A 12476-nucleotide genomic window follows, 5' to 3' on the forward strand; every position below is an offset into this window, starting at 1 on the left:
TGCTCCTGCAACGCCGGGGTTATGGCAGCTTATAGCTGAAAGGCTTACAGAAAATTGGCTTAAGTTTGCAATGGCCCTGCTGTTATCCATGCAGCTTGGTGATGTATATCAAAACACAACATTAACAAGCATAAATGGAAACAAAGCCAGTACGGAAACCCCGGAGTTAACCAACTTCCAGCAAAACCTGTCTGACATAATTGACAGTAAGTTTAACCAGATAAGCGCTAGAACCTATGATCATAGTATCAATACGCAATCCATAGTTAGGGAAGATCTTCATCAACATATTCAAATGATTAACAGACAACTGAATCTGGCCTATCAGCAGCAAATGCAACTAATGGAATCAAACCAAGAGCAAAGTCGTTCAATGGATGAGATCCGTGAAGACCTGAAGTTGATTAATGACCAGATAAAAATTGCACAGTCCTATGCCAGGGTATTTGAACAAACCAACTCATTGTTAGTAAGAGTAATTTCGGATTTCAATGTGACTTTGAAGTCAGATGCAGTGAACCAACAACTGGGGATGATAAACGAAACACTAGCAGAACTTGAATCGGCCAACCGAAGTCTAAACCGGCACCAGAATCTTACCAGTCACACCCAGCCCAGATAAATAAGCCCATGCAAACTTAAGCAGGCCAGTATGCCAGCCAGTATATCGTCCAGCATAATACCCAGACCGCCATGAATATGCTTATCCAGATAGCTGATGGGCCAGGGTTTAACAATATCGAACAGACGAAATAGAATGAATCCAGCCACCAGCGTGGTTAGATTGACAGGCGCCAGCATAAAGGTCAGCAACATGCCGGCCACTTCATCCCAGACGATAGCACTATGGTCGTGCACCCCCATATCCCTGGCGGTTTTACCGCAGATCCAGATGCCTGCCACGCAAGCCGCCAAGGTCACAAGCAAATAAAGCGCACTGCCGCTAAAAGCGGCCAGTAAAACCAGCGGCACGGCGGCAAGACTGCCAAATGTACCAGGTGCCCAGGGTGCCAGGCCTGAGCCAAATCCAAGCGCCAGGAAATGGGCAGGATTTTTCAGACTTAGTAAATGTACAGGGTTGGATTTAGCTGAAGTGCTGATAGCCTTGTCCTTCAAAGGCGTAACGCTCCTTGCCATCGCGCAGTTCCAGTTTCCCCTGCACACCGTTTAATTGGCCGATACAGGTGACCGACACACTGGCCGTGGTCATCGCCAGGTCCAGATTGCCTTTCTGCTCTTCGGATACGCTAAACAATAGTTCGTAGTCGTCACCGGCGGTTAGTGCATAACGCAGTGCCTGCTCCCCGGCAACACTGTCGCGCATGGCCTCTGACAAGGGCAATTTGTCCACCTGCAATATCGCACCGCAATTTGATGCCTGCATAATATGCCGTAGATCAGCAATCAGGCCATCGGATATATCGATACAGCTGCTGGCGATGCGCCTTAACATCGTTCCAACCAGTACTCTAGGGGTAGGGTAATTCAAACGGTTGGCAACGAAATTACGATGTTTAGGTGGTACATCCATTTTCCCCTGCAGCATATCCAGCCCTAATCCGGCATCTCCCAGGGTACCGGTAACATACAACCAGTCTCCTGGCTTGGCTTTAGCGCGGGTTAAGGCCTGATCTTTAGGCACAAAGCCCTGTGCTGTCAGGGTAATACTGAGGGGCCCTTTTACGGTATCACCACCGATCAATTGCACCGAGTAATACTCAGTCAGTTCCTGCATTCCCAAAGAGAACTCGTCCAGCCACTGCTCATCCACATTGGGCATGGCCAGTGACAGGCTAATCCAGGCAGGCTCCGCCCCCATGGCGGCCAAATCGCTGAGATTGACCGCCACCGCTTTATGGGCAATAGCCCTGGGGGGGGTGTTTTCGGGAAAATGCACACCACTGACTAAGGTGTCAGTGGTCACTGCCAGGGACTGATTTTGCGGCACATTGACAATGGCGCAATCGTCCCCTATTCCCAATTGCACGTCCCGGCGCACATGGCTACGCGGTTTGAAATACTGGGCAATAATGTCGAATTCTTTCACAGGAATCAGGCTTGCTCGTGTTTGCGCAGGGTACGAACCGCTTTGTCCAGCACCCCGTTAACGAATTTATGACTCTCTTCGGCACCAAAAGCCTTAGCAAGTTCAATGGCTTCGTTAATCACTACCTTGTATGGCACGTCAACACGCTTTACCAGCTCATAGGTAGCCAAACGCAGAATGGCTTTTTCCACAGGGTCCAGCTCTTCTGGCAAACGCCCCAGGTAAGGGCGAATTTTCGCATCCAGCTCGGCGCTGTCATTGATTACGGCGCGCAGCAGTTCTTGAAAAAATGCCAGGTCTACCTTGGCCATGTCATTGGTAGACGCCAGGTGCAGTTCAATCTGGTGGGCTGAATTTTTTGACATCTGCCAGGAGTAAATGCCTTGCAGCGCCAGTTCTCTAGCCTTACGACGGGAAGATGGTTTCACCGCTCAGACTCCTTCGATCTGGTCGATGACATTGACCATTTCCAGTGCGCCCATCGCCGCTTCAGCACCTTTGTTACCCGCCTTGGTACCTGAACGCTCAATGGCCTGTTCAATACTGTCGGTAGTGATAACGCCAAAGGCTACAGGAATACCAAATTCTAACGATACCTGCGCCAGGCCTTTGTTACATTCACCAGCCACGAAATCAAAATGTGGGGTACCACCGCGAATAACGGCTCCAAGGGCAATAATGGCATCAAACTTTTGCTTTTCGGCCAATTTTTTAGCCACCACTGGAAGCTCATAAGCACCAGGCACCCGTACCAGAGTGATATCCTGATCATTGACCTCACCTACCCGCTCCAGCGTGTCCAGGGCGCCTTCCACCAGGCTTTCCACTACAAAACTGTTGAATCTGGACACAACAACGGCAAATTTCTTGCCGGTGGCGCGCAGGTTACCTTCGATGATATTCATGCTCTATCCCCATAATCAAAACGGCGCGTATGATACCACAGCCGCCGTTTAGGTGAATGGCTAAAATTACAGGCAGGCTGGATGGAATATGGTTTCCATCCAGGTTGAGCTTAATTCACGTATTCCACCACTTCCAGGCCAAAGCCGGATAATGCATGATACTTCTTCGGCTTGCTCAACAAACGCATCTTACGCACCCCAAGAGACGCTAGAATTTGGCAGCCCACTCCGACGGTTCGGGATGTTCCAGTCCAACCTGGTGCAGGCGCTTGTTCACCTTTATCCTCGGCTTCAAACTGGCGAACCTTGGCAATCAAATCCTGATTGGATTCTTCCTTACCCAGAATCAATAGCACACCGCCTTCATCGGCGATACGCGCCATGGCCTGATGCAGGCCCATGCTGCGATCTAATGAGCGCTGGGACGCCAGCAGATCGCCAAAAGTATCATGCAGGTGCACCCGCACCAGTGCTGGCACATCCCCCGCAATGTCGCCTTTGCGCAGGGCAAAATGCAGTTGATCGTCGATTTCATCTTTATAGGTAATCAGGTCAAACTCGCCAAATTCCGTCGGCAGGCGGCACTCCGCCACCTTTTCAATGGTGGTTTCGTTGAGGTTACGATACTCAATCAAATCGGCAATAGTGCCAATCTTTATGCCGTGCTTTTCGGCGAACTTTTCCAGCTCCGGGCGCCGGGCCATGCTGCCGTCGTCATTGAGAATCTCGACAATCACGGCGGCGGGCTCTGCCCCGGCCAACCGTGCCAGGTCAACCCCGGCTTCGGTATGTCCAGCCCGATTCAGTACACCACCATCTTTGGCAATCAACGGAAAAATATGTCCGGGCTGAACTATATCACCGGCTTTAGCATCAGGTGCCACTGCAGCCAACACGGTGCGCGCGCGATCAGCGGCAGAAATCCCGGTGGTAACACCACTGGCCGCTTCAATGGACACGGTAAAATTTGTGGAAAACTGTGCACCGTTGTTGGTCACCATCAACGGCAGATTCAGGCGTTTACAACGCTCCGCCGTCATTGGCAAACAGACCAGGCCCCGGGCATGGGTCACCATAAAGTTAATGGCCTGCGGCGTAACATGCTGCGCCGCCATAATCAGATCACCTTCATTTTCCCGATCCTCATCGTCCATCAGGATCACCATTTTGCCCTGGCGGATATCGTCAATCAGTTCCTGGGTGCTATTCAGTGCCATAGTCTCCACTCAATTTTGTAGGGTAAATCTGCCACCGATTTGTCGGCAGCCTCGTTGTATCGTTAGCGGCCTTTTAGATATCCATGCTCGGCTAAAAACGCCATACTGATGTCTTTTTTGGCCCCCGATTGTGCGGCCTTGTCTCCCAGCAACAAACGTTCTAAATAGCGGGCAACCACATCAACTTCAAGGTTAACTTTAGTGCCGGATTGATAATCACCTATATTGGTTTCTTTCAAGGTATGGGGCACCAAGGTCAGCATAAATCTGGCGCCGTCCAAATCGTTTACCGTCAAGCTAACACCATCCACGGTAATTGAGCCTTTCTGTGCAATATAGCGGGCCAGCTCATCCGGCGCCTGTACCCATATTTCCACCGCACGGGCGCTGCTTTGCACAGATAAAATGTCACCCACCCCATCCACATGCCCACTGACAATATGTCCGCCAAAACGGGTAGACGCCAGCATGGCTTTTTCCAGATTCACCCGCTGTCCCACCTTGTAATGAGCAAACCCGGAGCGTTTCAGGGTTTCTGCGGAAAGATCGGCCACATAGTGCTGCGACGAAAAATCTACCACGGTCAGGCACACACCGTTAGTGGCAATACTGTCCCCCAGTGCCACGTCGCTCATATCCAGTTTGCCGCTATCAACGGTCAAACGCACATCACCACCGGTCGGCTCAATGGCGCGAATATGACCAACGGCCTGAATAATACCTGTAAACATAGGTTACTCCGTTTGGGAAGATGGATAGATAACTTGGGCGGTCAGGCGCAGGTCCTCGCCTACTTGGCGAATATCCTGCCAGCGCAGGGCAATGGCTTGCTGCATATGACTGAGACTTGGCATCAGTGCCAAACCCTTTGCCTTATCGCCCATGATCTTAGGCGCCTGATACAGCATCAATGTATCAACCAGCTTATATTCTAACAGTGCACCGGCCAGCGCCGCGCCCGCTTCCACCCACAAATTGTTCACCCCGGACTCGGCCAAATGGGTCAACAGTGCGGGCAAGCTCACCCGCTTGCCCTTTTCCTGACAATGCCACTGGCGAACCTGTTTAGGGTACAAATGGGGGCTAACTGACTTGTTCGCAAGCAGAATCGGCCCAGGCAAACTAAACAAACGATATTTGGGAGTTAGCTGGTTACGGCTGTCGACGATAACCCGCAGAGGCTGACGTACAACCGGGGTATCTATGCCCAACTGATTTGCATCAAGTCGCACGTTCAGCATGGGATCATCAATCATCACGGTGCCCGAGCCGGTTAAAATAGCACAGCTTTTCGCCCTTTCACGCTGCACATCCAAACGTGCTTGTTCGCTGGTAATCCACTGACTGTGGCCATTTTCCATCGCGGTTTTGCCGTCCAGACTGGCCGCCAGCTTCAGTGTCACCAAGGGCCGTCCCTGCGTCATTCGTTGAATAAATCCTGCGTTCAGGGCTTCGGCCTGACTTTTCAACAGGCCGACCTGTACATCAATTCCGGCATCTTGCAGCATTTGCAGACCACGTCCAGCTACCTGTGGGTTAGGGTCCTGCATAGCGGCCACCACACGTTTGATGCCGGCTTTAATCAAACCTTCAGCACAAGGGGGCGTGCGCCCATAATGACTGCATGGCTCCAACGTTACATAGGCAGTAGCTCCTTTGGCGTTATCCCCGGCTTGTCTTAGGGCAAACACCTCTGCATGTGGGCCACCAGCCTGCTGATGCCAGCCCTCCCCAACCAGTTCACCGCGGGCAGAAACAATCACACAGCCAACGTTTGGATTAGGTGAGGTGGTATAACGCCCTTTTTCTGCCAGTTGCAAGGCATTAGCCATCCATTGATGATCGGCTTGGCTGAATTGCGACATGTCAGTCTCCCAAACGGGCGATTTCTTCACCGAACTCGCGAATATCTTCGAAGGAGCGGTACACCGAGGCAAAGCGCACATAGGCCACTTTGTCCAACTCCTTTAGTTCATTCATAATGACATTGCCGATCAGTTTACTGTCCACCTCGCGTTCACCTGTGGCGCGTAGCGTAGACATCACCCGGTTAACACACTTCTCTACTTGTTCTGTACTGACTGGGCGTTTCTCAAGTGCACGCTGCAAACCGGCGCGCAGCTTTTCTTCGTTAAAGGGTTCGCGGGAGCCATCACGTTTGACGACCTTAGGCATCACCAGCTCGGCGGTTTCGAAAGTGGTAAATCGTTCGTGGCATTTGAGGCATTCACGACGACGACGGATCTGATGGCCGTCAGCCACCAGTCGGGAATCTATTACCTTGGTTTCCTGTTCAGAACAAAAGGGACAATACATGGTCACTCCAGGAAGGAAAATTCTGCCACCGACAAGCTCTCACAGTTGTAGAGCCTGGCAGCCGCCGCTAAGCTATCAAAAAAACGCTTCGGATAACAGTCATAGAGGCCCAGGCATCATGAGAATACTATTAATGTCAGCTTTGCTTGCCATAGCTTATCCCTCAGCGGCAGCAAACTGTGACAACTTAGGCGCATTATCCTGGTTGTTGGGGCAGTGGCAGATGCAAAAAGGCGACAAAACCTTGTGGGAAAACTGGCAAAAAGTCAGTGACAACAGTTTTGAAGGGCACGCAGGCAGCAACAGTAGTAAAGGACAAAGCAGTGAAGATTTGCGTCTGCAGGTGATGCAAGGTCAAATCTTTTATCTGGCCAAGGTCAGTGAAAATGCGCTGCCTGTTGCCTTTGCATTACAAGATTGCACTGAGAATAGTGCCACTTTTGTCAACGCAGGTCACGACTTCCCTCAGCGCCTGCATTACCGGCTAGACGGTCAGCAATTGCATATCAGAGTGGAAGACTTACACAGCAAGGGCTTTACCCTGCTTTTTCAACCCAGATAATGCGGATATTAAAAATCAATACTTAACTTATGTTCAAAGCCCAGGGCCAGATAGCGCCGATCAGGATTGTCATCCTGTTCAATATGAGCAGCCCAGGCATAGACCTTAGTTTGCTTACCCAGATGATAATCGAATCCCAGGTTGTAGGTTCTGTCATCTTCCATACTCTGTAACTGAGCGCGCCATTCCCATTCCCCCCAGCGATGACTGTAACTGGCCAGAGCACCATTACGGGCGTCACCACCAGCGGAGGGGTCCTGTCGTTGCAACATAATGCCTAGCTTGCCAGCGCCCAGTTTATGTTGAACTGAGGCGCGAGTGACATCAAAGCCCGCCACATCAAAGTCCTGTGCCAGTGCGACAAACCAGGCGGAAGACTTTAGGTTAGCGTCACCATAAAACAGTCCTGCTGAAATAGCATCATCCCCTGCAGAGGACTTCTCAGCCTGATAAGTCAGGACGGCATGAAAACCATGCCATGTTGGTGAGGTGTAGGTTGCCACATCAGACAGACGATTTTCCCCTTTCCAAATGGCGGCAATATCACCTTCATAGTGGTTGTATAAATCTATTTTTCCCTGTGCCATCCACAGCGCTGTAAAATTACGTCCCAGCGTCAATTCGCCAAAACGCCCTCGCAATCCCACGTACTGAGGACGCTCCGTCAGGTTATCGACACCCTTTTCCCCGGTAATATCGACTTTCCATTCAAGTCGGTAAACCACTGACAATTCTTCTTGCAGGCGGATATCGCCCTTTACGCCGATCCAGGAATTATTGCTGCGAATTTCGCTGAAGCTATCCTCGCCCTCATCAGCTAATTGACCGTTAACATTTAGCTTTGCGTAAAACTCTCCCTGTTGACTAAGTTCTGCCGAAACCGGATTGGCAACCAAGCAAAGTAAGAAAGGAAGCAGGTATTTTTTCATAATCGATGTCCCTGTTGTGAATCCCATAGCTGCTGTTTTCAATGGTGTAACCATAAACAGCTCCTACCTATAGTTGACAAAATCATGGCTTGCAAAGAGTTATCTTGTGCAGCTGATGTCCCCTGTCCCAACAAGTCAGGCAGCATTCGATATTTTTATTAACCTTCACCTACTTGAGCTATGGTTATTCTAACAAAGTGGTCCTTGCTGCCCCTGGTCTAACACAATTTAGGATGTATCCGACACAAAGGAAGCCGTTGTATGATCGAGTTGAATAATCTGACTATTCGTACCAAGTTTTCTCTGCCACTGCTACTCATTAGCGTACTGGTGATCGTCGTCAGTATTCTCAGTATGAATAACGGAAAACGACTGTCTGCCGATGCCCATCTGTTGTCCAGTACCTTTATGAATGCGATAGACATTGGTTTAAATGCGGATCGTGATCTGTACCAGGCGCTTACTGCCTCACAAAACTATGTCACCAAGAAGTACCTGGGTCTGGCGAATTTTCAAAAAGAGCGTGACGAGTTTGACGAAAATGCCCAGCAAGCCCTCGATCGCATGAATCAGGTACGCGCTTTGGTGGCGGATTATCCGGATGTCACCAGAGCTATCAGAGACTTTGACCGGGATTATGAAACCTGGCACAACGCTGCCAAACAAGTGTTTGCTATGGCAGACGCAGGGCAAACAGCCGAAGCAGCAACCTATAACAGTACAAAGGTAATGACAGATTTTTCCAGACTGCGTAATCATTATGATTTGACAGGCGCCATGGTCAAAGAGCTTGCAGACAGAACTACGGCGGAAGCCAAAGCGGCTGGTGATCGGCAGCGCAATGTTCTGCTGATGGTTATTTTACTGGTTGTATTGGCTAGCGGACTCAGCATCGTACTAGGTCCCAGATTAGTTACCAACAGGGTCAACGAGTTAAACCGTATGATAGCCACCATCAGTGAAGGTGAAGGCGATTTGAGAGGTCGTCTGAATAGTTCAGGCAAAGACGAACTGTCTCTCTTGGCTGGCACCTTTAATGGCCTGATGGCGAAGCTGCAGGAGCTGATCAAAATGATCAAAATGGATGCAGACCGCCTGGATAAAACCGTCACCCGCCTCAATGACTCTGCCAGACAGGGTAAAGAGATTGCCGGGGAGCAAGGTTCAAATCTCGATCAAATCGCAACCGCCGTCAATCAACTCAGTCATGCCGTACACGAGGTAGCCAACAACGCACAAAGTGCACTTAGCAGCACAAGGGAAGCCAAAGACAAAACCACTCACTCAACCGCCATAGTGGGCGAATCCGTCACTAGTATCAATAAACTTTCCGGCGCAGTCAGCCATGCCAGTACTGTGATCACAAAATTGGCCGATGAATCAAAAAGCATCGCGCAAGTGTTAGATGTGATAAGGGGTATTGCCGAGCAGACTAACCTGCTGGCTTTAAATGCAGCGATAGAGGCCGCCAGAGCGGGCGAACAAGGGCGCGGATTTGCCGTGGTGGCCGATGAGGTGCGAACCCTCGCAAGCCGCACCCAACAATCAACTGAAGATATCCAGCGTATGATTGAGGGTTTACAGAGTGGCGTTACTGAAGCGGTTAACGCAATTAATAGTGGGACCGACCAGGTTGAGGGTGTTGTGCAGATGTCAGAAAAAATCCGCCACTCGCTCACCGATGTAGAGGGGGCGGTCAATCAAACCAATGATATGATTTATCAAATTGCCACCGCCACGGAACAACAAAGCCAGGTGGTGGATGAGATTAATCGCAGCATCAGTGCCCTGCATGGTTTGTCGCAACAGAGTGTCAGCATTGTCGGTGACACCAAACAAGTATCTGATGATATTGGCAGTATGGCCAAGGGCCTGAATGACAATGTAGGGCGGTTTAAAGTCTGAGTGCCCCTTGTTTGAGCAGTTGCTCTAGGCGCACGCCAACAATCAGAATGTACCTTTGCCCATTTGCGGATAACGCCAGACTGACATGGGTGAGAAACTGGCGTGTTGAGGCGTCATAGTGCAATGAACTGATATACAGAGGCTGATAACTCAGCGCCTGAACCTTCAGTTCATCGCCTTGCCAGTAGTCTGAGGTCACCACTGATGCAGCAATTAACTCGCCATTTTGCTGAGTCAGCATAAGCTCAGCAATAACACTCAGTTCTTGCTGAATGTCTCTTAGCTTTTGCGCCAACCCGTTATGCACTATCTGTTTGATCAGTGCCCCCGATGTCCCTTGTAACTCTGCCTGCCATTGCGCTTCGAGCTTTTCCAGCATGTCCGGGCTTGCCTCCTTAACCCTTAGTAGCCACTGTTCTATCATCGGCTGCAACGTGCCATTAAAACGATGCAAAAGGTGTTCAGTAATAAAGTCCTTTACCTGCTGACGTTCACTATCAGATAGCGCTCGAACCTGAGGATCGCATTTATCAATAGTAGCGTTAAACTGTTCCTGCAAGTCAGGAAAACGCTGTACAACAGCGGCAGAAAACGTCAAGGTTTTAGGAACATAACGCAGAAATTCACGATGACCAACCGGTGCTTTAAAAAGAAAGCGAACCTGGCTATCGTCTGCAACAAAGTAGTCGATGCGTCCCGCTTCAAATTGCTGAACCAACTGTGCAGTGTCTCGTGCTTTTATCAATGGCAAGAGTTGATTGTCTAATAGCCAGTTCTCAATATCTGATCCCCTGACCACGCCAAGCCTGTCCCTGGCCCCTTGCTCCACAACTGATTTGCGCTGAAATAGAAACCATTTTTCAAGCAGGATAGGTGAAGAGCTGATTCCCCCTGCGATTTCATCGGGCGAGGTGAGAAACACGCCATCGACCTTACCTTCGTTTAATTCACGTTTGGCTCTTGCCCATGGCAACATCAACAGTTCGAGATCAATATCCAGCTTGTTCATAATGCAACCAATGGTATTAACCGCGCGCTTGTCCTGCTCTTCACTCAACACATATTGCAGTGCTGAGGGGCTTTGTGTGGCTAAGGTTAATTGTGATGGCAATATCACACCATCCAATAACAGAAGAGATAAAATGGTCAAGCCATGCATCTTGGTTGTTCCATCAACAGATTCGACACTATTAAAATTTGGGTAAGCGAGTTTATATATAGAAACAGTAGCCTAAAGCGGCAATAAAAAACGCAGCTCAAGGCTGCGTTTTTATCTGCCTGTAGTATATATCAGGCATAAACCGGGAAGGTTTCGCACAGGCTGACCACTTCGCCTTTGATGCGCTCAATCACAGACTCATCGCCCATATTGTCCAGCACATCACAGATCCAGGTCGCTACCTGCTTAACTTGCTCTTCTTTGAAGCCCCGACGGGTAATAGCCGGTGTACCAATACGTAAACCACTGGTAACAAAGGGAGAACGGGGATCATTGGGTACCGAGTTCTTGTTAACCGTGATATTGGCGCGTCCCAGTGCCGCGTCCGCATCTTTACCAGTGATATCTTTGTCAATCAGGTCAAGCAGGAACAGGTGGTTTTCAGTTCCATTGGATACCACTTTATAACCGCGCGCCTGCATCACCGCGACCATGGCCTTGGCATTCACAATCACTTGTTGCTGATACGCCTTAAATTCAGGCTGCAGCGCTTCTTTAAAGGCCACGGCCTTAGCAGCGATAACGTGACACAAAGGGCCACCCTGATTACCCGGGAATACCGAGCTGTTGAGCTTTTTATAGATATCTTCGTCACCACAGGACGACAAAATCAGACCGCCACGAGGACCCGCCAGGGTCTTATGCGTGGTGGTGGTCACCACATGGGCATGCGGCAGTGGGTTAGGATATAAGCCCGCCGCGACTAAACCGGCAACGTGCGCCATATCCACCAGCAGGTATGCACCAACCTTATCGGCAATAGCGCGGAAACGCGACCAGTCCATAATGCCGGAATAAGCTGAAAACCCAGCAATAATCATACGCGGCTTATGCTCAAGGGCCAGCGCTTCAACCTGGGCATAATCCACTTCACCGGTTTCTTCGTTCAGACCATACTGAACCGCATTGTATGTTTTGCCGGAAAAGCTCACCTTAGCGCCATGGGTCAGGTGACCACCGTGAGCCAGGCTCATACCCAGCACAGTGTCATTGGCATCCAGCAGCGCCATAAATACTGCACTGTTGGCCTGAGAGCCGGAATGAGGCTGTACGTTGGCATAATCAGCGCCAAACAGTTGCTTGGCACGCTCAATGGCCAGATCTTCGGCCACATCCACATATTCACAACCACCGTAATAACGCTTATGCGGATAGCCTTCAGCGTATTTGTTGGTCAGTTGAGAGCCCTGTGCTTCCAGTACCCTGGGGCTGCAATAGTTTTCTGAGGCGATGAGCTCAATATGATGCTCCTGACGCTGAGTCTCATTCTGAATGGCCTGATACAGTTCAGGGTCGAAATCTTGGATATTCATGGCGCGTGAAAGCATCGTTTCTCCTCAGGGAATGGGGGCCGTCGTTGGCCGGCTCGGTCTGCG

At 50.2% G+C, this 12476-nt stretch carries 14 protein-coding genes; 3 read left to right on the forward strand and 11 right to left on the reverse strand.

Annotated features, from left to right (window positions below; genetic code table 11):
• Window positions 1-295: 295 nt before the first annotated feature.
• The gene (locus CSR04_RS24695; RefSeq protein ID WP_146027123.1) at window positions 296-622 is read left to right on the forward strand and encodes a hypothetical protein; all 327 of its coding nucleotides are present in this window, start codon (window positions 296-298) and stop codon (window positions 620-622) included.
• Here the strand turns inward: CSR04_RS24695 and CSR04_RS07530 are convergent.
• The 8 genes from CSR04_RS07530 to nrdR all read right to left on the reverse strand — a co-directional run bounded on the left by CSR04_RS07530 (window position 604) and on the right by nrdR (window position 6485).
• Window positions 604-1116, reverse strand: coding sequence for a phosphatidylglycerophosphatase A family protein (locus tag CSR04_RS07530; protein WP_245921452.1), 513 nt, complete (start codon window positions 1114-1116; stop codon window positions 604-606). The genes CSR04_RS24695 and CSR04_RS07530 overlap by 19 nt on opposite strands.
• On the reverse strand, window positions 1085-2047 hold the full coding sequence (gene thiL, locus CSR04_RS07535; protein WP_102795659.1) for a thiamine-phosphate kinase: 963 nt from the start codon (window positions 2045-2047) through the stop codon (window positions 1085-1087). Before thiL ends, CSR04_RS07530 begins: the two co-directional genes overlap by 32 nt.
• Window positions 2048-2052: 5 nt before the next feature.
• Window positions 2053-2475 carry a transcription antitermination factor NusB gene (gene nusB, locus CSR04_RS07540; RefSeq protein WP_102795660.1) on the reverse strand — a complete coding sequence of 141 codons (423 nt, stop codon included), beginning with the start codon at window positions 2473-2475 and terminating at the stop codon, window positions 2053-2055.
• Window positions 2476-2478: 3 nt separating this feature from the next.
• Window positions 2479-2952: a 6,7-dimethyl-8-ribityllumazine synthase gene (gene ribH / locus CSR04_RS07545; protein ID WP_102795661.1), complete on the reverse strand. Its 474-nt coding sequence runs from the start codon at window positions 2950-2952 to the stop codon at window positions 2479-2481.
• 110 nt (window positions 2953-3062) lie between these two features.
• Complete coding sequence (gene ribBA, locus CSR04_RS07550; protein ID WP_102795662.1) at window positions 3063-4169, reverse strand: bifunctional 3,4-dihydroxy-2-butanone-4-phosphate synthase/GTP cyclohydrolase II; 1107 nt, start codon at window positions 4167-4169, stop codon at window positions 3063-3065.
• Window positions 4170-4231: 62 nt separating this feature from the next.
• Entirely contained in the window at window positions 4232-4900 is a 669-nt protein-coding gene (locus tag CSR04_RS07555; RefSeq protein WP_102795663.1) for a riboflavin synthase, read from the reverse strand.
• Window positions 4901-4903: 3 nt separating this feature from the next.
• Window positions 4904-6034: a bifunctional diaminohydroxyphosphoribosylaminopyrimidine deaminase/5-amino-6-(5-phosphoribosylamino)uracil reductase RibD gene (ribD, locus tag CSR04_RS07560; protein WP_102795664.1), complete on the reverse strand. Its 1131-nt coding sequence runs from the start codon at window positions 6032-6034 to the stop codon at window positions 4904-4906.
• Window position 6035: 1 nt separating this feature from the next.
• Window positions 6036-6485 (reverse strand): transcriptional regulator NrdR, encoded by a 450-nt coding sequence (nrdR, locus tag CSR04_RS07565; RefSeq protein WP_102795665.1) that lies wholly within the window; start codon window positions 6483-6485, stop codon window positions 6036-6038.
• 118 nt (window positions 6486-6603) lie between these two features.
• Between nrdR and CSR04_RS07570 the strand changes: the two genes are divergently transcribed.
• Window positions 6604-7047 (forward strand): DUF6265 family protein, encoded by a 444-nt coding sequence (locus tag CSR04_RS07570; protein WP_146027124.1) that lies wholly within the window; start codon window positions 6604-6606, stop codon window positions 7045-7047.
• An 8-nt stretch (window positions 7048-7055) separates the two neighbouring features.
• Here CSR04_RS07570 and CSR04_RS07575 read toward each other — a convergent pair whose 3' ends face one another.
• Complete coding sequence (locus tag CSR04_RS07575; RefSeq protein ID WP_172449276.1) at window positions 7056-7976, reverse strand: porin; 921 nt, start codon at window positions 7974-7976, stop codon at window positions 7056-7058.
• A 261-nt stretch (window positions 7977-8237) separates the two neighbouring features.
• On the opposite strand from CSR04_RS07575, the gene CSR04_RS07580 reads away from it, so the two are divergent.
• Window positions 8238-9881 (forward strand): methyl-accepting chemotaxis protein, encoded by a 1644-nt coding sequence (locus CSR04_RS07580; RefSeq protein WP_245921456.1) that lies wholly within the window; start codon window positions 8238-8240, stop codon window positions 9879-9881.
• On the opposite strand, the gene CSR04_RS07585 is transcribed toward CSR04_RS07580, so the two are convergent.
• Window positions 9871-10992, reverse strand: a complete 1122-nt coding sequence (locus tag CSR04_RS07585) for a substrate-binding periplasmic protein (RefSeq protein ID WP_172449277.1) — start codon at window positions 10990-10992, stop codon at window positions 9871-9873. The genes CSR04_RS07580 and CSR04_RS07585 overlap by 11 nt on opposite strands.
• A 179-nt stretch (window positions 10993-11171) precedes the next feature.
• Window positions 11172-12428, reverse strand: coding sequence for a serine hydroxymethyltransferase (gene glyA, locus CSR04_RS07590; protein ID WP_102795669.1), 1257 nt, complete (start codon window positions 12426-12428; stop codon window positions 11172-11174).
• Window positions 12429-12476 lie beyond the last annotated feature (48 nt).

The organism is Bowmanella denitrificans, assembly GCF_002887595.1.
Lineage (GTDB): Bacteria > Pseudomonadota > Gammaproteobacteria > Enterobacterales > Alteromonadaceae > Bowmanella > Bowmanella denitrificans.

Excerpts from the sequence above, each read along its gene's own strand:
- CSR04_RS07555 (WP_102795663.1), bottom strand. The coding sequence starts at position 4,900 with ATGTTTACAGGTATTATTCAGGCCGTTGGTCATATTCGCGCCATTGAG.
- CSR04_RS07580 (WP_245921456.1), top strand. The coding sequence starts at position 8,238 with ATGATCGAGTTGAATAATCTGACTATTCGTACCAAGTTTTCTCTGCCA.
- ribBA (WP_102795662.1), bottom strand. The coding sequence starts at position 4,169 with ATGGCACTGAATAGCACCCAGGAACTGATTGACGATATCCGCCAGGGC.
- nrdR (WP_102795665.1), bottom strand. The coding sequence starts at position 6,485 with ATGTATTGTCCCTTTTGTTCTGAACAGGAAACCAAGGTAATAGATTCC.
- CSR04_RS07570 (WP_146027124.1), top strand. The coding sequence starts at position 6,604 with ATGAGAATACTATTAATGTCAGCTTTGCTTGCCATAGCTTATCCCTCA.
- CSR04_RS24695 (WP_146027123.1), top strand. The coding sequence starts at position 296 with ATGATTAACAGACAACTGAATCTGGCCTATCAGCAGCAAATGCAACTA.
- ribD (WP_102795664.1), bottom strand. The coding sequence starts at position 6,034 with ATGTCGCAATTCAGCCAAGCCGATCATCAATGGATGGCTAATGCCTTG.
- CSR04_RS07575 (WP_172449276.1), bottom strand. The coding sequence starts at position 7,976 with ATGAAAAAATACCTGCTTCCTTTCTTACTTTGCTTGGTTGCCAATCCG.
- ribH (WP_102795661.1), bottom strand. The coding sequence starts at position 2,952 with ATGAATATCATCGAAGGTAACCTGCGCGCCACCGGCAAGAAATTTGCC.
- glyA (WP_102795669.1), bottom strand. The coding sequence starts at position 12,428 with ATGCTTTCACGCGCCATGAATATCCAAGATTTCGACCCTGAACTGTAT.